Raw genomic sequence first — 21,903 nt, 5'->3', positions numbered from 1 at the left:
TGAGTAAAACGCTATATCGCGATGGGGCGAACTTTAAATCGGTAGTTCGCGATATACCAATATGATTTTGGTCTTACGGCCGTATAAATCGGTATATCGGGTTATAACGATATTTAGGCTGCAGTGTTAAGCTGCGAGGCATGAACTATCTCGCGCATCTTCATCTCGGTGGCCAGCGTCCCGGTCAATTGCTCGGCAGTCTGTATGGCGATTTCGTCAAAGGACGGCTGCAAGGGCAGTTCGACCCGGAGATCGAGGCGGCTATCCAGTTGCATCGCAGCATCGATGTCTTTACCGACCGCCATCCGTTGGTGGACGTGGCGTTGTCGCGGTTTTCCCTGACCCGACGGCGTTACGCGGGGATCGTGCTCGACGTGTTTTTTGACCATTGTCTGGCGCGGGACTGGACGCTGTATGCCGACCGGTCGCTGGAGCTGTTCACCTCGGATGTGTATCGGGTGCTGTCCAATGAACCGCAACTGCCGGAACGCCTGGCGAGGATTGCGCCGCACATGATGGCGAATGACTGGTTGGGTTCTTACCAGGAGTTCGACGTGCTGGAGCAGGTGCTGCGGGGGATTTCGCGGCGGCTGAGCAAGCCTGAGGAATTGGCGGCGGCGATGCAGGAGTTGCGGGTGTTGTATGAGCCGTTGAGCGAGGATTTCAGATTGTTCTATCCACTTTTGCAGAATTTTTCGCAGAACCATCAAACGGCGTAAATTCCTGTGGGAGCGGGCTTGCCCGCGATGAGGCCGGATCACCCAACATCCATGTTGACTGACCCACCGCCATCGCGGGCAAGCCCGCTCCCACAGGGTTCTCTGTGAATCAAAGAGTGCGTCAGGCCGCGATGGCGGGCCGCATCGGAACCTGCTGTTTCTCCGGAATCGTCCCAAACAACGCCTTCTGCACCGCCTGCTGTGCCTCAAACGCCAGCGCCGCACGCTCGCGACCTTCACAGGCAATCGGCTTGAGCAGATGAATCTCCACATCGCCCCGGTCATTGGCAAACAAGCGCATCAGGTGCGAGAGCAAATCATCGTCGCCAATGAACGGCGCCAGCGAATCGACTTCACCGTCGCGCAGATAACGAATCGCCAACGGTTGCAGCTTCGCTTGCGAATCAATCGCCGCCGACAGCAAGCGACCATGAAAGGTGCGCAACGAACGGCCATCGGTGGTGGTGCCTTCCGGGAACATCAGCAGCGGATGCGCTTGCTCCAGGTGGCGTGTCATCTGTTTGCGGATCAACTGACTGTCGCCCGAGCCACGGCGGATAAACAGGCTGCCGGCCTTGGCCGCCAACCAGCCCGCCACCGGCCAGGTACGCACTTCGGCCTTGGACAGGAACGACATCGGCGTGAGCATGCCCAGCAGCGGAATATCCGTCCACGACACGTGATTGCTGACCCAGAGCATCGGCTCTTTCGGCAATTCACCGTGAACCGTCACGCGAAAGGGCAGGGCATTCGCCAGGCGTGCCATGAAAAATCGCGACCAGCGCTGACGGCGGACCATCGAATGGGCGATACCCAGGCGCTCGAACACGCCGAAAACACTGGCCATGCTCAGCCCCAATGCCACCACCACCAGCACTCGCGCAATTCGCGCGTACACCCGCAGGCGGCTCATTACACGGCCGCCTTGAAGTGTTTGGCGTAGCGCGGGCAGAGTTCGTCGCGCTTGAGCAGGATGAACACGTCGGCGACCTGGAAGTCTTCGTCCCAGCACGGCTCGCCGCAGATCTTCGCCCCCAGACGCATGTATGCCTTGAGCAGCGGTGGCATTTCGGCGATGACGTTGGAGGGGAGGTCCAGCACCGGCAACGGTTTTTTCGGCTCGGCGCGCAGGTGTTCGGTGCACAGGTAACGTTCGCGCAGACGCTGCATGATCGCGTGAGCCTGAATGCCGCCGTCCTGCATCGGGATGCTCGCGCAACCCATCAGATAGCTGTAACCGCCCTGGTTCAACACTTCGGCCAGTTCACCCCAGAGTACGGCGATGGTGCCGCCGTTGCGGTAGGCCGGGTCGACGCAGGTGCGGCCGATTTCGAGGATCGGGCCTTTGAGGTGAATCAGGCCGTGCAGGCTGAATTCTTCTTCGCTGTAAAACCTGCCCAGGCTGCTGGCGGCGGTGTGGTCGAGCAGACGGGTGGTTGCCACCAGGCGTCCGGTGTTCAGGTCACGCACGCCGATATGGGCGCAGTGAACATCATAGTCATCCATGTCCAGACCCCGTTCCGCGCCTTTCAGCTTGGCGTTGAACTCGCCGCTGAACACGTTGAAGCGCAAAGCCTGGGCTTCCTGCAAGGCCTCGGCGCCCACCAGGCGTTCGGCTTGCAGGCGGCGTTCATTGCCGGTGTCGCTGATGCGGGCGATCTGAGTCATTGCGAATCTCCGTGCGGGCTGGTCACCCGTCTTGGGTTAGAGCCGATCGACTTTCTTTATGCGGCCGTGTTGTGCAAAGTCAGGCTATGTAGCCCCGGTGTCATCGCCATGAAGCTTTGGTGATGCTTATATGACAGCCCACAAGGAGCCTCTTATGCCCTGGCAAACCCTGTTGAAACGCCGCGATCGCTTGCCCGCCAATCCGGACCTCGGTGAAGGTTTCGCGACCTTGCTGCAGCAGTTGGGCGCGGTCACGCCGTTCGAGTTGGCGGTGCTCGGTGGACGCCTGATGACGACACCGGGGCTGGCGTTTCTGGTGGGTTATCAGGCGGCGTTGCGCATGCTCTGGCCGAGCGCGCCGCCGAGTCTCGGCGCGTTGTGCGCGACCGAACTGCGCAGCCTGCGAGTGGCAGACATGCAGACGCGCCTGACCGATCTGCGCCTGAGCGGGCGCAAGGATTTCGTCACCGCCGGCGATGCGGCCGACTGGCTGCTGATCGCCGCTCGCAGTGAAGCGCCCGGCGAGTCGCCGCGCCTGAGCCTGGCGGTGGTTTATCCCGGTGAGCCGGGCGTGCGCCTGGAAAAACTGCCGGCGATGCCGCTGATGCCGGACATCAGTCATGGCCAGCTGTTTCTCGACAATGCCTTGTGTGAATTGCTGGCAGGGGATGGTTGGGATGCGTACGTCAAACCGTTCAGAACGCTGGAGGACGTCTATGTTTTGAGCGCGATGACGGCGTGGTTGTATGGCGTCGGCCAGGAGAGTGACTGGCCGCAGGTCTTGCAGTTGCGTTTGCTGGCGCTGTTGGCCGGGTGTGCGGAAGCCAGCCGGCAGGCGCCGAACAATTCGGCGGGGCATGTGTTGCTGGGCGGTTTGTTTGCGCAGTTTGACGGGTTGAAGGTTGAGGTGAATCAGGCATTGGCCGATGGTCCACCGCAGTGGGCGGCGATGTGGCAGCGGGATCAGGCGGTGATGGATTTGGCGGCGGGCGCGCGGGGCAAGCGATTGGTCAAGGCATTGGCTGGATCTTCAGTGAATTGACTGGCCCCATCGCTGGCAAGCCAGCTCCCACATGATCTGCGTCGTACACAAATTTGCGCACGCCAGAGATCCCTGTGGGAGCTGGCTTGCCAGCGATGGCGGCCTCCTTGACGACAGAAACTCCGAAATTGTCATCAACCTCAACTAACCTCAGCGAGCCAATCCCGCCGAGCCCCCACCATGTTCAAAGGCTTGTCCCTGTTTTTCATGCTGCTGCTCAGCCTCACGGCCCAAGCCGAAACCTGGCCCGCCGAGCAATGGTCAACCGGCCCGGCCGTCAGCGGCCCGGCGTTGCAAGCCCTGGAAACCTACGCCTTCCCACCCCGCGACGAGAGCGCCCGAAAAGGCATACGCACGGACGCCTTGCTGGTGATCCGCGACGGTCAGTTGGTCTACGAGCGCTACGCCGGCCCGACCACTGCCGACACGCCGCACCTGACCTGGTCGATCAGCAAAAGTCTCATGGCCACCGTGCTCGGCGTCGCCTATGGCGAAGGCCTGTTCAAACTGCAGGACCCGGCGCTGAAGTTCTATCCGCCGCTGGAAAAACACCCGGCGATCACCATGGCCGATCTGCTGCACTGGGCCTCGGGCCTGGACTGGCAGGAGGATTACGAATACGCCCCGTTGAAGTCCTCCGTCGTGGCGATGCTGTACACCCGCGGCCATCACGACATGGCCGCCTTCACCACCGATCACGCTGAGTACGCCAAGCCCGGTCAGGCCTTTCGCTATTCCAGCGGCGACAGCAATCTGCTGTCTGCAGCGCTGAAAAACATCGTCGGCCCGGCGCGTTATCCCGACTATCCTTGGACCGCGCTGTTCGCGCCGCTGGGGATTCGTCACGCGGTGTGGGAAACCGACGGCACGGGCACTTTCGTCGCCTCGTCCTATGCCTACCTCACCGCCCGCGACCTGGCGCGAGTCGGTCTGTTGATGGCGCGCGACGGCCGTTGGGGCGACCGGCAATTGCTGCCCAAAGACTGGGTCACCTTCAACCGCGAAGCCTTTGCCCACTTTCAAGCGAATCAGGACGACGCGGTGCCGGGCGGCCAGTGGTGGCTCAATCGTGCCGTGGAGGGTGCCGCACAACCCTGGCCCGATGCGCCCCCCGACACCTTCGCCGCGCTTGGCCATTGGGGCCAGGCGATGTACGTGATCCCCAGTGAAAACCTGGTGATCGTGCGCTACGGCGATGACCGCGACGGCAGCTATCGACACAACGAAATGCTCAGACTCGTGCGCATGGCATTCGCCGGGAAGGTGCAGCCATGAGCCTCCGCCCGGTCAGTTCACTGTTGTTGATCCTGTTGATCGCCTTGCTCGGCTGGGCCTGGCACGAGCGGGTGGCGTTGTGGGCGTTCCCGGACATCATCAGCGCCTACACCGCCAAGGAATATTGTTCGTGTCGGTACGTGATGAATCACCCGGTTGAGTATTGCCGTGGCTATGTGAAGCAGTGGCTGCCCTTCAGTGGATTTTCCGATGACGCCGCCGGCAAACGCGTGACGGTCAGCGGCATGGGCCGCAGCAACAGCGCGCAATGGATCGGCGAACACCAAGGCTGCCGCCTGCAACCCTGACAGATTGCTGCTTGCTTGCCGACGATGGCGATCTCCGGGACGCCATCGCCGGCAAGCCGGGCTCCGACAGACACGGTGTTTAGTCATCGCGGTTTGCAATGCGCTCACGGACGGTTAAGGTTCGCTCAGGTTTATCTGCCCCACGAGTCTTTATGTTCAAGCGGTCTCTCACCAAAACCTTCGCCTTTGTGCTGCTGGCCGGCGCCACTTTATCGGCCCAGGCCAATTGGTACCTGGACGGCGAATCCTCGCGGCTGTCGTTCGTTAGCACCAAAAACGCCCATGTTTCCGAAGTGCAACGCTTTCTGGTGCTGCACGGCAAGGTCAGTCCCAAAGGCCTGGCCGAGGTGGAAGTCGAACTGGATTCGGTGAACAGCGGCATCCCCCTGCGCGACGAACGCATGCGCAAGGAGCTGTTCGAGATCCAGACCTACCCCGAAGCCTTGATCACCGCGCAGATTGATTTGCGCCCGATCAACGACCTTGCCCCCGGCGCGCAACTGGAATTGCGTTTGCCGGTGACCGTCAACCTCCACGGCAAAACCCGTGAATACAATGCCGAACTGCTGGCGACTCGTCTCGATGATCGGCGCTTTCAGGTGGTGACGCTCGAACCGCTGGTGATCAACGCCTCGGATTTCGATCTGGCGCCGGGGCTGGACAGTTTGCGCAAAGTCGCCGGGTTGTCGGCGATCAGTTTGTCGGTGCCGGTGGGTGCGGTACTGATTTTCACGGCACGCTGACATGGCCGGCGCGATTTTTCCCTGGCGTGAAGGCAACAGTTTCGAACTGCTGATCGACGGTCCGCAGTTCTTTCCACGGATGCTGGTCGCGATTGCGCGCGCCGAGGAACAAGTCGAACTGGAGCTTTACCTGGTGGAGGCGGGCGCCTGTGCCGAGGCCATGGTTCAGGCATTGGTCCAGGCCGCCGAGCGCGGCGTGCGGGTGCGCTGCCTGTTCGATGATTACGGCAGCCTCGCGTTCACCCTGACCTTGCGCCAGCGGCTGATGGCGGCCGGCGTGGAACTGCGGTTCTACAATCGCCTGAGCTGGCGGCGCTGGGTCGGCAATTTCTACCGCGATCATCGCAAGCTGCTGCTGGTCGATCAGAGCATGGCCGTGGTCGGCGGCACCGGTGTCACCGATGAGTTCTGGACGCCGGGTGAAGACACCAGCGAATGGCACGAAGTGATGGTGGAAATCACCGGTCCGCTGGTCATCGACTGGCAGTTGCTGTTCGACCGCCAATGGATCGCCAACCGCCACCGCCGCGCCTGGAAACCTGCTGCGCATTTCGGCCTGCCACGATTGCCGCGCGTGCCGTCCACAGGCGAGGGCATGGGCCGGGTGGCGTATGCCGACGCCCGCCAGCACCGCGACATTCTGCAATCACTGGTTCGCGCGTTGAACAGCGGCCAAAAGCGAATCTGGCTGGCCACACCATATTTTCTGCCGACCTGGAAAGTCCGCCGCTCGTTGCGTCGTGCGGCGGGCCGAGGCGTCGATGTGCGGCTGCTGTTGACCGGGCCGCGCACCGATCACCCGTCGGTGCGTTACGCCGGGCATCGCTACTACCCGCGACTGCTCAAGGCCGGAGTGAAGATCTTCGAATACCAGCCATGTTTCCTGCACCTGAAAATGGTGCTGGTCGATGATTGGGTGAGTATTGGCTCGTGCAATTTCGATCACTGGAATTTGCGCTTCAATCTGGAGGCCAACCTTGAAGCACTGGACCCAGGGCTGACGCGGGCAGTGGTGGCGAGTTTCGAGCGGGACTTTGCGTTGAGCCAGGAGGTCAGCCTGGAGGCATGGCGACGCCGCCCGCTGTGGCGGCGGGTGAAGCAGAGGGTTTGGGGATGGGTGGATCGGCTGGTGGTGAATCTGCTGGATCGACGGGGCTGAACCCAGTCTCCTCAACACCCTAAAACCACTGTGGGAGCGAGCCTGCTCGCGATGAGGCCATAACATTCAACATCATTGTTGACTGTCAGGTCGCCATCGCGAGCAGGCTCGCTCCCACAGGGTTATTGCGGTGTGTCAGGCGTTACAGCAGCTCGAAACTCTGCTGCGTCACGTCCTGGGAATCCAGGCCGATCTGCACGTTGAACTTGCCTGGCTCCGCCGCGTACTTCAACTGGGCGTTGAAGAACTTCAGATCATCCTCGGTGATGGTGAAGTGCACGACTTTCTGTTCGCCGGCCTTGAGCGCGATTTTCTGGAAGTTCTTCAGCTCCTTGATCGGCCGGATCATCGAACCGGTCACGTCCTGGATGTACAACTGCACCACGGTTTCGCCGTCACGCTTGCCGGTGTTTTTCACCATGACGCTGGCGTCGAGCTTGCCGGTCTTGTTCAGCGTGGTCGATGACAGGGCCATGTCGGTCAGGCTGAAATCGGTGTAGCTCAGGCCGAAGCCGAACGGGAACAGGGGGCCGGTGGTGTCATCGAAATACTGCGAGGTGTAGTTGCCCGGTTTGCCCGGCGTGAACGGCCGGCCAATGCTCAGGTGGTTGTAGTAGGTCGGAATCTGGCCCACCGAACGCGGGAAGGTGATCGGCAGTTTGCCCGACGGGTTGTAGTCGCCGAACAGCACGTCGGCGATGGCGTTGCCGCCTTCGGTGCCGCTGAACCAGGTTTCCAGAATCGCGTCAGCCTGATCCTTCTCTTCGAGAATCGACAGCGGACGGCCGTTCATCAACACCAGCACCAGCGGTTTGCCGGTGGCTTTCAAGGCACGGATCAGCTCACGCTGGTTTTCCGGGATGTTCAGGTCGGTGCGGCTCGACGATTCGTGGGACATGCCACGGGACTCGCCCACCGCTGCCACCACCACATCGGCATCCTTGGCGGCTTTCACCGCTTCGTCGATCAGCACTTGCGCCGAACGCGGATCGTCCACCACTTCCGGGGCGTCGAAGTTGAGGAAGTTCAGGTAATCCAGGACCTTCTTGTCGCTGGTGATGTTGGCGCCTCGGGCGTAGATCAGCGTCGATTTATCGCCCAGAGCGTGGGTCATGCCGTCGAACAGCGTGACCGATTGAGCCGGACGGCCAGCGGCAGCCCAACTGCCCATCATGTCGATCGGTGCCTTGGCCAGTGGACCGACCAGCATGATTTTCGCGGTTTTCTTCAACGGCAGGGTTTCGCCCTGGTTCTTCAGCAACACCATGCTGCGACGCGCAACATCGCGGGCCTCGGCACGGTGCAGGCGGCTGTCGGCGTAAGTGTCGGCCGGATCATCCTCAGCCTTGCCGATGCGCAGGTACGGGTCCTTGAACAGGCCCATGTCGTACTTCGCGTCCAGCACCGCACGCACGGCGTTGTCGATATCGCTTTGCTCGATCTCGCCGGCCTTCAACAGCCCTGGCAGTTCCTTGCCGTACAGGGTGTCGTTCATGCTCATATGGATGCCGGCCTTGATCGCCAGCTTCGCGGCTTCGCGACCATCACGAGCGACGCCGTGCTTGATCAGCTCGAAAATCGCCCCGTGGTCGCTGACGGCCAGGCCCTTGAAGCCCCATTCCTTGCGCAGCAGGTCGTTCATCAGCCAGGTGTCGGCCGTGGCGGGTACGCCGTTGATCGAGTTCAACGCGACCATCACGCCGCCGGCACCGGCGTCAATCGCCGCGCGGTACGGTGGCAGGTAGTCCTGGTACATCTTGACCGGGCTCATGTCGACAACGTTGTAGTCGCGACCGCCCTCGACCGCGCCGTACAAGGCAAAGTGCTTGACGCTGGCCATGATGCTGTCCGCCGCGTTCGCACCGGTGCCCTGGAAAGCCTTGACCATCACGCCGGCGATGCGCGACACCAGATAGGTGTCTTCGCCGAAGCCTTCGGAGGTCCGGCCCCAACGCGGGTCGCGGGAGATGTCGACCATCGGCGCGAAGGTGATGTCGAGGCTGTCTGCCGCAGCTTCCTTGGCGGCAATGCGCCCGGACAGGCCGATGGCGTTCATGTCCCAGCTCGACGCCAGGGCGATCGGGATCGGGAAAATCGTGCGATGGCCGTGGATCACGTCATAGGCGAAGAACATCGGGATCTTCAACCGGCTGCGCATGGCCGCGTCCTGCATCGGACGGTTTTCCGGGCGGGTGATCGAGTTGAACGTACCGCCGATGTTGCCGGCGGCGATTTCCTTGCGGATCATCTCTCGAGGCATTTCCGGGCCGATGCTGATCAGACGCAACTGGCCGATTTTTTCATCGAGGGTCATCTGCTTCATCAGGTTGCTGATGAAAGCGTCCTTGTTCTCCAGAGGTGCGGGTGTCGTGGCGGCCAATACGGTATGACTGGCCAGGCTGACGAACAGGCCCAGCAAACACAGCTTCTTCATGAATGGTTTTCTCTAAAGCCTAAACGGCAGTGAATACGCGCCGGTCAGCCAAAATTTAGGGAGCGACTATTGTTGTTCAGGTAAATGCAGCACACTTCTGCGTGTTTTTTGCGCTGGGGCATCTTTTAGCCCATTGGCTCGATGCAATCCAGTGGCGGCGGCAGATTATGCCCCAAGAGTCCGGTCAGGAGGTTGCTGGATGTTTTTTCAACGGAATGTGCACGGGAGCGTCAACCAGATGAATGTACGACACCACACTCGGTCAAGCCTGCAGATCGCAGCCTTGATGTTGCTGACCACGTTGCTGGCCGGTTGCGGCATCAACAACATTCCGACCCTCGACGAACAGGCCAAGGCCGCCTGGGGCCAGGTGCAGAACCAGTATCAGCGTCGCGCAGACCTGATCCCCAACCTCGTGGAAACGGTCAAGGGCTATGCCAAACACGAAGAGGAAACCCTGACCGCGGTGATCGAAGCCCGGGCCAAGGCCACTTCGATCCAGGTGGATGCCAGCACCCTCGACAACCCGGAAAAACTCAAACAGTTCCAGCAAGCCCAGGATCAGCTGACCGGTGCCTTGAGCCGTTTGATGGTGGTGTCCGAGCGATACCCGGACCTCAAGGCCAACCAGAACTTCCTCGCGTTGCAATCGCAACTGGAAGGCACCGAGAATCGCATCGCCGTGGCGCGTCGCGACTTCATTCTTGCGGTGCAGAAATACAACACCGAAATCCGTACCTTCCCGGGGCGCCTGTGGCACACCGTGATGTACAGCGATCTGCCGATCCGCGAAACCTTCGAAGCCACCAGCCCCAGTGCCGAAAAAGCACCTGAAGTGAAGTTCTGACCGGCCTGAAGCATTACCACGGATGAGGTTGCCAATGCGTGTGTTGAAAGTGGGCCTGGCGCTGTTGCTTTGGGTGTTTGTCGCCACGGCGCAAGCGGAGCTGAAGTTTCCGCAGCTGACCGGGCGGGTGGTGGACAACGCCCAATTGATCGAGCCGTCAGTGCGCGAGCAGTTGACGCAACAGCTCAATGCTCATGAAAAGGCCACCGGTGAGCAGTTGGTGGTGGTGACGTTACCGGACTTGCAGGGCGCCGAGATTGCCGACTTCGGTTATCAGCTCGGGCGTTACTGGGGCATCGGTCAGAAGGACAAGAACAACGGCGCCTTGCTGATCGTCGCCCGCGATGAGCGCAAGTTGCGGATTGAAGTCGGTTATGGTCTGGAAGATCGGCTGACCGATGCGCAGAGTTCGGTGATCATCAATCAGGTGATCACCCCGGCGTTCAAGGCCGGCAACTTCAGCAAGGGCATCAGCGACGGGGTCGCGGCGATGCTGGTGGTGTTGGGCGGCAGTCCGCTGGATGAACCTTCGACGGTGTACGACTCCGGCGGCAATCAGGAGAGTGACTTCGTTTCGCGGCATCCCGGGGTGTTTGTGTTCCTGGTGTTGCTGTTCATCCTGACGATATTTGTCTTGCAGATGTTCGGGATTCTGCCGGCGGGCCGAGGTGGCTCGGGCGGTTCGAGTGGTGGTTTTGGCGGTGGAGGTTTTGGAGGCGGCGGTGGAGGCGGGGGCTTCAGCGGCGGCGGGGGCAGTTTCGGGGGCGGCGGTTCGTCGGGCGGCTGGTGATGACAACAATGAACGGGCATTCGTAAACATGGCACTACTGACTGAACACGAACAACGCAAAGTCGCCGAGGCGATTGCCCGGGTCGAGCGCGACACCGACGCCGAACTGGTGACCGTGCTCGCGGCCCGCGCCGACGACTATGCGTACATCCCGCTGCTATGGGCCAGCCTGCTGGCGCTGGTGGTGCCGGGAGTCGTGCATTATCTGACCGGCTGGCTGACCATGCACAGCCTGCTGCTGGTGCAATGGATCACCTTCATCGTGTTGTGCCTGGTGTTCCGTATTCCGAAAATCACCACGCACCTGATCCCGCGCTCGGTGCGGCACTGGCGCGCCTCGAACCTGGCGCGCCGGCAGTTCCTCGAGCAGAACCTGCACCACACCGTTGGCAGCACCGGCATGCTGATTTTCGTCTGCGAGGCCGAGCGTTACGTGGAAATTCTGGTGGATGAAGGGATTTCCAAACGGCTGGATAACAAAAACTGGGACGCCATTGTGGCGGTGTTCACCCAGCAGGTGAAACAAGGGCAGACGTTGCAGGGCTTTGTGACGTGCGTGGAAGCGTGTGGCGAACTGCTCAAGGTGCATGTGCCGGTGACGCATGTGAGGAATGAGTTGCCGAACCGGTTGGTGGTTCTAGGCTGAACCTCATTCCTTGTGGGAGCGAGCCTGCTCGCGATGGTCGTCAACGATGACGCGGGATTGCAGGATAATCGCGGTGTTTTTGAGCCCATCGCGAGCAGGCTCGCTCCCACAGGTCGCACCGTTCGGGAAATTACCCGTGCCCTCAATCCCCATCCCCCCTAAAATACCCGCCACTTCCGATTCGCTCCGCCCGAGGCCGTTTTTTCCATGTCCGTCACCGCCACTCCCGCCAGCCTCGCGCCGGATCACCACGCCCAGTTCATCGACCTGCTGCAAACCAGCCTCGACGCCAATGCCTTCATCAAACTGGTGCTGGCAAAGTACGTCGGCACCGAAGTGGATTTGCAACGGCTGATCATCAAACAACTGACGGTCAAGGATCAGCCTTGCCTGTCCTTCGTCTACCGCTACAAAACCCGCGACATCACCAAGAACCTGCCGCTGGCCGAGGGCGTTGCGACCCTCGCCGCGTTGTTGCCGGCCTCGTTCAAAAATGCGCATTTGTTGTCGCTGACTGACGAAGCCCAGCTCGAATACAGCAAAAAGGGCAAGTCTTCGCTGTTCAAGAGCAAACCCCAGCAATTGCGCGAAGTGCCATCCGCCGAGCACAACCGTGAGAAGAACCGTTTCCTCGACCTGAGCCGGCCGTTCCTCGCCGACCTCGGTGTGACGAACAGCAAGCACGAGCTGATCCCGGCGATGTCGCGCAAATGGAAGCAGATCAACAAGTTCATCGAAGTCTTCAGCCATGCGCTGACCACCTCACCGCTGGCGCTGGACAAACCGGTGCGGGTCGCCGATTTCGGCTCGGGCAAGGGCTACCTGACGTTCGCGATCCACGACTATTTGCGCAACACCTTGAACGCCGAAGGCGAAGTGACCGGCGTCGAGTTGCGTGAAGAAATGGTCAACTTGTGCAACGCCGCCGCCGCGAAGCTGGACCATCCGGGGTTGGTGTTTAAATGCGGTGACGTGCGCAGCGTGGCACCGAGCGAGCTGGACGTGATGATCGCGCTGCACGCCTGTGACATCGCCACTGATTATGCGATCCACACCGGCATTCGTTCCGGCGCCTCGATCATCATGTGCTCGCCGTGCTGCCACAAGCAGATCCGCCTGCAAATCCAGAGCCCGGCGCTGCTCAAACCGATGCTGCAATACGGTTTGCACCTGGGGCAGCAAGCGGAAATGGTCACCGACAGTTTGCGCGCATTGTTCCTCGAAGCCTGTGGTTACGAGACCAAGGTCTTCGAGTTCATCTCACTGGACCACACCAACAAGAACAAGATGATCCTGGCGGTCAAGCGTGCCGAGCCGGTGGACCCGGCCCCGTTGTTGGTGAAAATTCAGGAACTGAAGGATTTCTACCACATCACCGAGCACTGCCTGGAAACCCTGCTGCGCGCCGACAATTACCTCTGATCCCCTGCGATCCTGTGGGAGCTAGTCTGCTAGCGATGGCGGCCCTACGTTCAGCATAAATGTTGAATGTTACGGCCCCTTCGCGAGCAAGTTCGCTCCCACACTTGGTTTGATGGCGGTCTTGCGTCCAAGCATCACCGTCACAATCACCCCGGCCGCAAACAGCCAGGTGATCGGTTCAACGTGCTCACCAAAGAACAACGCCGAAAACGCGATGGTGAAGAAGATCTGCAACAACTGGATCTGACTGACCCGGGCAATGCCGCCCATCGCCAAACCGGCGTACCAGGCGAAGAAACCGATGAACTGCGAGAACAGCGAGACGTAACCAAACGCCCACCAGGTCTTGGCCGAAATCTCGCCCTGGTGTTGCAGCGCCAGGTACACCACCGGTCCGATCAACAGTGGCGTGGACAATACCAGTGCCCAGCAGATCACCTGCCAGCCACCCATCTCCCTGGCCAGACGGCCACCTTCGGCATAGCCCAGTCCGCCCACGGCAATCGCGCCGAGCATCAGCAAATCCCCGGCCTGAATGCTGCCGGCGCCGCTGATCAGTGCGTAACCCAGCACCAGCGCACTGCCCAGCGCGGCGCAGGCCCAGAAGGCTTTCGACGGTCGTTCGTGGGACAACCACGCAGCGTACAGCGCGACGCACAGGGGTTGCAGGCCATTGACCAATGCGCCGTGGGACGCGGGCAAGGTTTGCATCGCCCAGGCCGAGAGCACCGGGAAACCGAGGATCACCCCGGCGATCACCAGCGTCAGGCCTTTGACCTGTTTCCAGGTCGGCCATTTTTCCCGGTGCCACAGCAACAGTATCGCGGCCGGAATTGCCGCGAACAACGCACGACCCAAGCCGTTGAGCAGCGGATGGAGTTCCTGCACGACGATCCGTGTGAAGGGCAGGGTGAGGCTGAAAATCACAACGCCGAGCAGGCCGAGGGCCATGCCGGTGTTTTCGCGCGAGGACATGATGTGGACCAGAATCTAGGGTGGCGGGAAGACTTTCATCTAGCCATAAACCGCGGGCGTTGCTCTGTTACAGCTAGGTGCAGAGTTATCCGTACAGTTTGAAACCGTCATCGCGGGCAAGCCCACTCCCACAGGTCCTGCGCCGCTCTTGCGGCCGATGCAAAACCTGTGGGAGCGTGCCCTGCGGCGTTCCGACTTGCCCGCGATGAACGGTAACGCGGTCTATCAGGTAGTAGCTGGTTATTACCCGACCCCGCAGATTAGGACTACCTTGAGTACTCCTGCATGCCCACGTATTCCCAGAGGAGTCCACCCCATGGCTGCCAAGAAAATCCTGATGCTGGTCGGCGATTACGTCGAAGACTATGAAGTGATGGTGCCGTTCCAGGCATTGCTGATGGTCGGTCACACGGTGCACGCCGTCTGTCCGGACAAAACGGCAGGCCAGACCGTGCGCACGGCGATCCACGACTTTGAAGGCGACCAGACTTACAGCGAAAAACCCGGCCACCTGTTTGCCCTGAACTTCGATTTCGCCAAGGTCGCTGAAGCCGACTACGACGCGCTGCTGGTCCCCGGCGGTCGTGCCCCGGAATACTTGCGCCTGAACGAAAAAGTCCTGGAACTGGTGCGCGCCTTCGACAAGGCCGGCAAACCGATCGCCGCCGTGTGTCATGGTGCGCAATTGCTGGCGGCGGCGGGGATTCTCGAAGGTCGCGAGTGCAGCGCCTACCCGGCCTGCGCGCCGGAAGTACGCTTGGCAGGCGGGACGTTCATCGATATCCCGGTGACGCAAGGTCACGTTCAAGGCAATCTGGCCACTGCTCCGGCCTGGCCGGCCCACCCAAGCTGGCTTGCCGGTTTCCTCGGCTTGCTGGGCACCAAAATCACGCTGTAACGAGGAACGCTTCCATGTGCGAGCTCTACGTCAAGGCCGATCCGATCCTCTACGAATCGCGCTCTCGCTCGCTGCGCATCTGCGGGGTGGTCACCACCCTGCGGCTGGAGAATCAGTTCTGGGACATCCTCAGCGAAATCGCCGAGGTCGACGGCATGACCACCAACCAGTTGATCGCCAAGCTGTATGAAGAGGTGATGGATTATCGCGGTGAGGTGGTGAATTTTGCTTCGTTCTTGCGGGTGAGTTGTACGCGGTATTTGTCGCAACGGCGGGTGCAGGCACCCGAGTTGTCGGTGGTGCGCGCTGTGGTGAAATAGCGTAGACCGTGTTGACCCCATCGCGAGCAGGCTCGCTCCCACATTGGAATGCGTTCCCCTGTGGGAGCGAGCCTGCTCGCGATGGGGCCGGTTCAGGCGACAAGAATCCACGGCTGGTCTTTACTCTGAAGCGCGAAACCCCTCAATCGCCAAGGAGAAAATCATGCCTGGATGGTATGAGTTGAGCAAAACCAGCAACGGCCAGTTTCGCTTCGTGCTGAAAGCGGCGAATGCCGAAACCGTTCTGAACAGCGAGCACTACACCACCCGCAGCGCCGCCGAAAACGGCATCGCCTCGGTGCAGAAGAACAGCCCGCTGGATGAACGCTACGAGAAAAAGACCACCAAGGACGGCCAGCCGTACTTCAACCTCAAGGCCGGCAACCACGAGATTATCGGCAGCAGCGAAACCTATTCCTCTGATGCCGCGAGGGAAAAAGGCATCGCCAGTGTGAAGGCCAACGGCCCGACGACGGTGATCAAGGACAAGACGTTGCCGGTGCTTTGACCACACCTTCGCAACCAATACAAATCCATTGTGGGAGCTAGCCTGCTAGCGATGGCTGCTTAACATTCGACGAAGATGTTGAATGTCAGGCCGCTATCGCTAGCAGGCTAGCCCCCACATTGGTTTTTTGTGAACGTCGAGATCAGCGCAATGCTTTCAACAAGCCTTGAAGCTGACCAAGCCCAGCCTCACCCAGCGCAAACACCGGCAAACGCGGATCGCCCACTTCCAGCCCGGTCGCGCGCAAGCCAGCCTTGATGGTCGCCGGCAAGCCGCCCTTCAAAATGAAATCGAGCAGCGGCAACTGACGATAGAACAGGTCACGCGCCTTGCTCAAATCGTTGGCCAACACCGCTTCATACAAATCAAGGTTGAGCTGCGGAATCAGGTTCGGCGCCGCCGTGCACCAGCCTTTCGCACCTGCCGCGAAGGCTTCCAGCGCCAGCGGGTTACAGCCGTTGTAGAACGGCACCTGACCTTCGCCGAGCCGTTGCAATTGGTGCATGCGCTGGATGTCGCCGGTGCTCTCCTTGACCATCGTCACGTTGTCCACCGTGTTGACGATGCGCAGGATCAAGTCGACCGACATGTCCGTGCCGCTGGTGGCCGGGTTGTTGTAGAGCATGATCGGCACGCCGATGCTGTCGCCGATGGCTTGGTAATGGGCGAGGATTTCTGCTTCGCTGAGCTTCCAGTAAGACGTCGGCAATACCATCACCACATCGGCGCCGTGTGCTTCGGCGAAACGCGCGCGGCGAACCGCTTTGGCGGTGGTCAGGTCGGACACGCTGACGATGGTCGGCACGCGTTTGGCCACGTGCCTGATGCTGAATTCGCTGACCTGGTCCCATTCCGCGTCACTCAGGTAAGCGCCTTCGCCGGTGCTGCCGAGCGGCGCGATCGAGTGGACGCCGTCGTCGATCAGACGGTCGATGGAACGCCCGAGCGCGTCAAGGTCAACGCCTTCGCCATTGGCGGTGAACGGGGTGATGGTGTAGCCGATGATGCCGTGAATCGTTGGGGTCGACATGGCGACGCTCCTCTTGAAAATGCGTGGGTTCAGTTCAGGCAATCGGCGTGTTGGCGTAGGTTCTGCCGAGCGTAATAGTTGAAAGCGGCGCCATGGCGCTTGGGTGTCGAGATCCAGTCATGGGCTTCACGACCCAGCTGCGCAATGATCGGCTTGATAGTCCCTGCACTCATCGCCAACAGTTGCAGCTTGGCGGCGCGTTCGATCAGTTGCGCGATGACGCAGGCTTCCTCGATGGTCGTGCCGGTGGACAACTGGCCGTGGTGCGACAGCAGGACCGCGCGCTTGTCGCCGAGGGCGCCGGCAATCAGTTCGCCCTCTTCGTTACCGACCGGCACGCCCGGCCAGCCTTCAAGAAACGCACAATCGTCGTAGAGCGGGCAGAGGTCCATGTGGGAAATCTGCAGCGGCACTTCGAGCATCGACAGCGCCGCGACGTGGGTCGGGTGCGTGTGAATGATGCAGTTCACGTCCGCACGGGCGCGGTACACCCAACTGTGGAAACGGTTGGCCGGGTTGGGCATGCCGTGGCCTTCAAGCACTTCCAGGTCTTCGTTGACCAGCAGCAAGTTGCTGGCGGTGATTTCGTCGAAACCCAGGCCCAGTTGTTGAGTGTAGTAAGTGCCGGGCTGCGGGCCACGGGCGGTGATCTGCCCGGCCAGGCCGGAGTCGTGACCATTCTCGAACAGAATCCGACAGGTCAGGGCCAGCTTTTGCCGGTCGGTCCACGTATTATCCGCCAGGGTATTTTGCATCTGGGTCAGTGCTTGCTTGACCAGTTGCTCTTTGGGTAGTGCTAAGGTCTTCGCCATATCAGTGTCCTCGGGTGTTTCACGCAAATGACACTAACGAGGCTATATGACACCTTGTGTCATTGGCAAGGGCAAATCGTCGCCTTCTTGATGGGTTAATCGATCTCCATGTCTATCCGTTTGAAATTATTGAGAAAAAAACTAGGCGTGACGCTCGAAGCCTTGGCCGAAAAATCCGGCATGACCAAGAGCTATCTGTCGAAAGTCGAGCGTGGGCTGAATACGCCGTCCATCGCGGCCGCGCTGAAGCTGGCCAAGGCGCTGAACGTCAAGGTCGAGGAATTGTTCTCCGAAGACAGCGTCAGCCTCGATAGCTACAGCCTGGTGCGCAGCCACGAGCGCCAGTCGTTGGCGGCCAATGATGAGAGTCCTGGTTATGCGGTGCTGGCGCATCAGGTGAGTGAGCGCAGTCTGTTGCCGTTTATCATTTATCCGCCGTTCGAATTCGCGGACAAAACCTTCAAGGAACACTTGGGGGAAGAGTTTCTGTTTGTCCACGAAGGGCAGGTGGAAGTGGACTTCATGAACGAGCGCGTGCTGCTCGATCGCGGCGATGCGCTGCACTTCAATGCGCAGAAACCGCACAGGATTCGCTCGGTGGGCGAGGTTCAGGCGCAGTTGCTGGTGGTGGTGCATAGCGCGGAAGAATGAGTCGACTGGACTGACGCCATCGTCGGAATGCCGCCCAGACGATGGGGTCATTAGCGTCGCCGCTAAACCTCGACAGGAACGGTCAGCTTCGGGCTCCCCAGCGCATGCGTTTTCGAATCAAAAAACCGCAGCTCTGATCCGGTCCCCTCAAACACCTTCGCGTAATGCCGCTTCTGATGCTGGATGAACGCCTTGCTGCGCGGATAGATCGAAATCGCGACCACCTTGGGTTTTGCCTGGCGCAGTGCATGAATGATGTGGCTGTCCTGCTCACCCAGGGCATGCCCAAAGACGCACAAGCCCTCGGCATGCCCCAATAACTGGTCATAGCAAAACGACAAATAATCCGAACTGCGAATGGTCTTGAGCTTGTCCGCGCTCGGCCCTTCGTTCACAAACAGCGGCACGTCATCGAGGGTCTTGATCGTGTTGTTGATCGCAAAACTGCCCAGCAACGTGCCCTCGGTCGACATCAGTTTGCGCGCCGTGCCGTCCTGATTGCGCACCAGGTGCAAACCGCCATGCAGGTACAGCAAACGGGTTTTATCGGTCGCCGTGGCGCTCAAATCAAACCCCGGCTCGGCCCCTTGGAACAGATCGGTGATGGCCTCGGGCTGGTGCTGGATTGCCCAGTAGCTGAGCAAGTCGTAATTGGTGGTGAACACCGTCCGGTAGCCGCCCAGTTCCTGACTGATCGTCGCCAATGTCGAAGGCACTACCAGCCGCCACGGGATGTGCACCGCGTGCACGGTGTTGATCAGCGCTTCCTTGATCGCGTAGTAGCGATTACGCGGTGCGGCGGAGCTGACGGCCAGGGCCTTGTTCACCCGGCTGGTGGTTTTCAGCGCGCTCAACACCTGCTCGAAACTGCGTGTCTGCATGGCGTCGAACACGCTCAGCTCGGACTGGCTCAGGGGTTTTTCTTCGACGGTGCGGGCGTTTTCGAACAGCGAGTCGTAGCCGAAATCGTCCCACACCGCGCGGCTGGCGCCGTTGCCTACCAGCAGGCCGCTGATCGAGGCGGTGGCGCGCAAGGCGTTCCAGTCTTCAAGCTGGGCATCGACATCCTGGAATTCGGTCATTGCGTTCGTCGTCTCAAAAAGCAAAAGGTCGGATGGGCGGCGACTTTATCACGACCCGGACTTGAGCCAGATCAAGTTAGCGCTTGGCCGATGGGGCGATCCTGTGGGTATCCGCCGGATCGAACAGCCGATACGGCCCTAGACCTGGAGATTCGCCATGAGCAGCACGTTTTTCATCCCCGCCGTGAACATCATGGGTATTGGTTGCCTCGACGAAGCCATGACGGCCATTGGCAAGTACGGCTTTCGCAAGGCGTTGATCGTCACCGACGCCGGGCTGGCCAAGGCCGGCGTGGCGGCGATGATCGCCGAGAGGCTGGCGATGCTGGACATTGACTCGGTTATCTTCGACGGCGCCAAGCCCAACCCGAGCATCGCCAACGTCGAAAGTGGCCTGGGCCTGCTCAAGGAAAGTCGCTGTGATTTCGTCGTGTCGCTGGGCGGTGGTTCGCCCCACGACTGCGCCAAGGGTATCGCCTTGTGCGCGACCAACGGCGGGCAGATTCGCGATTACGAAGGCGTCGATCAATCCGAGAAGCCGCAACTGCCGCTGATCGCCATCAACACCACCGCCGGCACAGCCAGCGAGATGACGCGCTTCTGCATCATCACCGACGAATCCCGTCACGTGAAAATGGCCATCGTTGACCGCAACGTCACGCCGCTGCTGTCAGTCAACGACCCGGCGCTGATGGTCGCCATGCCCAAAAGCCTGACCGCCGCCACCGGCATGGACGCGTTGACCCACGCCATCGAAGCCTACGTGTCCACTGCCGCCAACCCGATCACCGATGCCTGCGCGCTGAAGGCGATCACGCTGATCAGCAACAATCTGCGCCTTGCTGTGCGAGATGGCAGCGACCTGTCCGCGCGGGAAAACATGGCTTACGCACAGTTTCTTGCGGGCATGGCGTTCAACAATGCGTCGCTTGGCTACGTGCATGCCATGGCCCACCAGTTGGGTGGTTTCTACGACTTGCCCCACGGCGTCTGTAACGCCGTGCTGTTGCCGCATGTGCAAAGTTTCAACGCGCTGGTGTGCGCCGACCGCCTGACCGACGTGGCCCACGCAATGGGCGCCGATATCCGCGGCTTCAGCCCGGAAGAGGGCGCGCAGGCGGCCATTGCGGCCATCCGCAGCCTGGCCAGGGACGTGGAAATTCCAGCCGGTCTGCGTGAACTCGGCGCCCGCCTCAACGACATCCCCACCCTCGCCACCAACGCCTTGAAAGACGCGTGCGGCGTGACCAACCCACGTGCAGCGGATCAGCGGCAGATCGAGGAGATTTTCCGCAGCGCGTTCTAAGCGGTTTTTCGGCCGGGCGCGATGATCACGCAGAGCATCGCGCCCAGGGCCAGCAACGTGCATAACAGTGATAACGGCCATGCCTGCTGGCTGGCAATCAGGCTGGCGATGCCACCGATGACGGCCGCCATCAGTTGATGGATGAACCCGCTCAACGCCATCGCATAGGCACCGCCGACCGGCGAGCCGTCGTTGGCCAGTGCCAGGCTGATCGGGTAATTCAACGACTGGCCGAACACCGCAACGCAGTAGGGCAACCAGAACAGCAGCGCAATCGAAGTGCCGGCGATGCTCCCCAGCAACATCACCGCGCTGCCGGCCAGCACCAGCCCCACACCCGCCGTCATCAACCGACGCTGACCGGTGCGCAGCACCAGACCGTTGACCGCCAAGGCCCCGAGAAAATACCCCGCGCTGATCGGCCAGCCCAACAGCCCGTACTCCACGGCGGACCAGTTGAACGGTCCCTGCAAAATCAGCGGGCCGGCAGTGTTGAACGCGATGATCACCCCATAACCCAGCCCGCCGGTGAGCGCCGGCAACAGGAAGGCCCGATCACGCAGAATGTGCCAGTAACTCGACCACGCGGACGACTGAACGGTGTCTTCCACCCGCACCGGGAACGTGACCCGTGCCACGACCATCGCCATTAACAGACTGACACTGCCCAGCAGGTAGAAAATCGCCGGCCAGCCCAATGTGACCTGGATAATCGACCCTAGATACTGGCCAATCCCCAGGGCCACCACGAAAGAAATTGAAAGCCAGGACAGCGCTTTGGCCAACAAGTCTCCCCGAAAACTGTCGCGGATCAACACCCGTGCCATGACCGAAATTCCGCTGGCGCCAATGCCCTGAACCAGTCTGAAAAACAGAAAGGATTCCAGCGTCTGGCCCAAGGGCAGCGCAAGGTTGCCCAACCCATAAATACCAAGCGCCGCAAGCAGCACCGGTTTTCGACCGATGCGCTGAGCCAGGCTGCCCCAGAACAACATTGGCAGCGCCATGCCGATCAGATACACCGCTAGCCCCCACGAAACCTGCGAGGCCTCGGCAGACAGATATCGAGCCATCTCCGGCAGCGCCGGCAGGTAAATGCTCATGCCCAACTGCGCGAGAAAAACCGTGCTGCAGGTGACGAGGAGGGTGGTGCTGCTCTTCATGGAAAGCCTTGGGTTGTTGTTTTGTCAGGCGTTTTGATTGCGGCAGACTATACCGAGGCGACCGGTCGAGGACGAATCGTCCACGGTTTTGTGTTGCCAGACCTG

At 60.6% G+C, this 21,903-nt stretch carries 23 protein-coding genes; 15 read left to right on the top strand and 8 right to left on the bottom strand.

What is annotated here, in order from left to right; translation table 11 throughout:
• Positions 1-140: 140 nt before the first annotated feature.
• The gene (locus Q7W83_RS20155; protein ID WP_150636266.1) at positions 141-719 is read left to right on the top strand and encodes an acyl carrier protein phosphodiesterase; all 579 of its coding nucleotides are present in this window, start codon (positions 141-143) and stop codon (positions 717-719) included.
• 121 nt (positions 720-840) lie between these two features.
• Here Q7W83_RS20155 and Q7W83_RS20150 read toward each other — a convergent pair whose 3' ends face one another.
• Positions 841-1,632, bottom strand: coding sequence for a lysophospholipid acyltransferase family protein (locus tag Q7W83_RS20150; RefSeq protein ID WP_150653738.1), 792 nt, complete (start codon positions 1,630-1,632; stop codon positions 841-843).
• A complete protein-coding gene (gene olsB, locus Q7W83_RS20145) occupies positions 1,632-2,387 on the bottom strand; it encodes an L-ornithine N(alpha)-acyltransferase (RefSeq protein WP_150630955.1) in 756 nt (251 codons plus the stop codon). Before olsB ends, Q7W83_RS20150 begins: the two co-directional genes overlap by 1 nt.
• A gap of 154 nt (positions 2,388-2,541) precedes the next feature.
• Here olsB and Q7W83_RS20140 point away from each other — a divergent pair, with 154 nt between their 5' ends.
• From Q7W83_RS20140 to Q7W83_RS20120, 5 genes are all read left to right on the top strand, one after another.
• On the top strand, positions 2,542-3,429 hold the full coding sequence (locus Q7W83_RS20140) for an acyl-CoA dehydrogenase family protein (RefSeq protein WP_150630954.1): 888 nt from the start codon (positions 2,542-2,544) through the stop codon (positions 3,427-3,429).
• A gap of 180 nt (positions 3,430-3,609) precedes the next feature.
• Positions 3,610-4,704 carry a serine hydrolase domain-containing protein gene (locus tag Q7W83_RS20135; protein WP_150653739.1) on the top strand — a complete coding sequence of 365 codons (1,095 nt, stop codon included), beginning with the start codon at positions 3,610-3,612 and terminating at the stop codon, positions 4,702-4,704.
• Entirely contained in the window at positions 4,701-5,012 is a 312-nt protein-coding gene (locus tag Q7W83_RS20130) for an amidase (RefSeq protein WP_150653740.1), read from the top strand. The genes Q7W83_RS20135 and Q7W83_RS20130 overlap by 4 nt, the downstream gene beginning before the upstream one ends.
• A 152-nt stretch (positions 5,013-5,164) precedes the next feature.
• A complete protein-coding gene (locus tag Q7W83_RS20125) occupies positions 5,165-5,755 on the top strand; it encodes a YceI family protein (RefSeq protein ID WP_150653741.1) in 591 nt (196 codons plus the stop codon).
• 1 nt (position 5,756) lies between these two features.
• Positions 5,757-6,914 carry a phospholipase D-like domain-containing protein gene (locus Q7W83_RS20120; protein WP_150630950.1) on the top strand — a complete coding sequence of 386 codons (1,158 nt, stop codon included), beginning with the start codon at positions 5,757-5,759 and terminating at the stop codon, positions 6,912-6,914.
• 142 nt (positions 6,915-7,056) lie between these two features.
• Here the strand turns inward: Q7W83_RS20120 and bglX are convergent, their stop codons facing one another.
• Positions 7,057-9,348, bottom strand: a complete 2,292-nt coding sequence (bglX, locus tag Q7W83_RS20115; RefSeq protein WP_473656669.1) for a beta-glucosidase BglX — start codon at positions 9,346-9,348, stop codon at positions 7,057-7,059.
• 238 nt (positions 9,349-9,586) lie between these two features.
• On the opposite strand from bglX, the gene Q7W83_RS20110 reads away from it, so the two are divergent.
• The 4 genes from Q7W83_RS20110 (at position 9,587) to Q7W83_RS20095 (ending at position 13,053) form a co-directional block, all read left to right on the top strand.
• The gene (locus tag Q7W83_RS20110; protein WP_150630948.1) at positions 9,587-10,195 is read left to right on the top strand and encodes a LemA family protein; all 609 of its coding nucleotides are present in this window, start codon (positions 9,587-9,589) and stop codon (positions 10,193-10,195) included.
• 34 nt (positions 10,196-10,229) lie between these two features.
• Complete coding sequence (locus Q7W83_RS20105; protein ID WP_150630947.1) at positions 10,230-10,985, top strand: TPM domain-containing protein; 756 nt, start codon at positions 10,230-10,232, stop codon at positions 10,983-10,985.
• A 28-nt stretch (positions 10,986-11,013) separates the two neighbouring features.
• Positions 11,014-11,631 carry a TPM domain-containing protein gene (locus tag Q7W83_RS20100; protein ID WP_150630946.1) on the top strand — a complete coding sequence of 206 codons (618 nt, stop codon included), beginning with the start codon at positions 11,014-11,016 and terminating at the stop codon, positions 11,629-11,631.
• A gap of 207 nt (positions 11,632-11,838) precedes the next feature.
• Positions 11,839-13,053, top strand: coding sequence for a class I SAM-dependent methyltransferase (locus Q7W83_RS20095; RefSeq protein WP_150630945.1), 1,215 nt, complete (start codon positions 11,839-11,841; stop codon positions 13,051-13,053).
• Between the two features lie 69 nt (positions 13,054-13,122).
• Here Q7W83_RS20095 and Q7W83_RS20090 read toward each other — a convergent pair whose 3' ends face one another.
• The gene (locus Q7W83_RS20090) at positions 13,123-14,028 is read right to left on the bottom strand and encodes a DMT family transporter (RefSeq protein WP_150630944.1); all 906 of its coding nucleotides are present in this window, start codon (positions 14,026-14,028) and stop codon (positions 13,123-13,125) included.
• 316 nt (positions 14,029-14,344) lie between these two features.
• Between Q7W83_RS20090 and Q7W83_RS20085 the strand changes: the two genes are divergently transcribed.
• The 3 genes from Q7W83_RS20085 to Q7W83_RS20075 all read left to right on the top strand — a co-directional run bounded on the left by Q7W83_RS20085 (position 14,345) and on the right by Q7W83_RS20075 (position 15,754).
• Entirely contained in the window at positions 14,345-14,926 is a 582-nt protein-coding gene (locus Q7W83_RS20085; RefSeq protein WP_150630943.1) for a DJ-1/PfpI family protein, read from the top strand.
• A 14-nt stretch (positions 14,927-14,940) separates the two neighbouring features.
• Positions 14,941-15,246 (top strand): ribbon-helix-helix domain-containing protein, encoded by a 306-nt coding sequence (locus Q7W83_RS20080; RefSeq protein ID WP_008025707.1) that lies wholly within the window; start codon positions 14,941-14,943, stop codon positions 15,244-15,246.
• A 163-nt stretch (positions 15,247-15,409) separates the two neighbouring features.
• Entirely contained in the window at positions 15,410-15,754 is a 345-nt protein-coding gene (locus tag Q7W83_RS20075; RefSeq protein ID WP_473656665.1) for a YegP family protein, read from the top strand.
• A gap of 142 nt (positions 15,755-15,896) precedes the next feature.
• Here Q7W83_RS20075 and Q7W83_RS20070 read toward each other — a convergent pair whose 3' ends face one another.
• Both Q7W83_RS20070 and Q7W83_RS20065 read right to left on the bottom strand, forming a co-directional pair.
• On the bottom strand, positions 15,897-16,784 hold the full coding sequence (locus Q7W83_RS20070) for a dihydrodipicolinate synthase family protein (RefSeq protein ID WP_473656663.1): 888 nt from the start codon (positions 16,782-16,784) through the stop codon (positions 15,897-15,899).
• 29 nt (positions 16,785-16,813) lie between these two features.
• Entirely contained in the window at positions 16,814-17,596 is a 783-nt protein-coding gene (locus tag Q7W83_RS20065) for an aldolase (protein ID WP_150630940.1), read from the bottom strand.
• Positions 17,597-17,704: 108 nt separating this feature from the next.
• On the opposite strand from Q7W83_RS20065, the gene Q7W83_RS20060 reads away from it, so the two are divergent.
• The gene (locus Q7W83_RS20060) at positions 17,705-18,247 is read left to right on the top strand and encodes a helix-turn-helix domain-containing protein (protein ID WP_150630939.1); all 543 of its coding nucleotides are present in this window, start codon (positions 17,705-17,707) and stop codon (positions 18,245-18,247) included.
• 62 nt (positions 18,248-18,309) lie between these two features.
• Here Q7W83_RS20060 and Q7W83_RS20055 read toward each other — a convergent pair whose 3' ends face one another.
• Positions 18,310-19,329 carry a DUF4917 family protein gene (locus Q7W83_RS20055; RefSeq protein WP_150630938.1) on the bottom strand — a complete coding sequence of 340 codons (1,020 nt, stop codon included), beginning with the start codon at positions 19,327-19,329 and terminating at the stop codon, positions 18,310-18,312.
• A 157-nt stretch (positions 19,330-19,486) separates the two neighbouring features.
• Here Q7W83_RS20055 and yiaY point away from each other — a divergent pair, with 157 nt between their 5' ends.
• Positions 19,487-20,635 carry an L-threonine dehydrogenase gene (yiaY, locus tag Q7W83_RS20050; protein WP_150630937.1) on the top strand — a complete coding sequence of 383 codons (1,149 nt, stop codon included), beginning with the start codon at positions 19,487-19,489 and terminating at the stop codon, positions 20,633-20,635.
• On the opposite strand, the gene Q7W83_RS20045 is transcribed toward yiaY, so the two are convergent.
• Positions 20,632-21,798 carry an MFS transporter gene (locus tag Q7W83_RS20045; protein ID WP_473656660.1) on the bottom strand — a complete coding sequence of 389 codons (1,167 nt, stop codon included), beginning with the start codon at positions 21,796-21,798 and terminating at the stop codon, positions 20,632-20,634. The two genes, yiaY and Q7W83_RS20045, sit on opposite strands and share 4 nt — an antisense overlap.
• Positions 21,799-21,903 lie beyond the last annotated feature (105 nt).

The sequence above is a fragment of the Pseudomonas sp. 300 genome (assembly GCF_055803035.1).
This window is presented reverse-complemented; position numbering and strand designations above follow the sequence as displayed.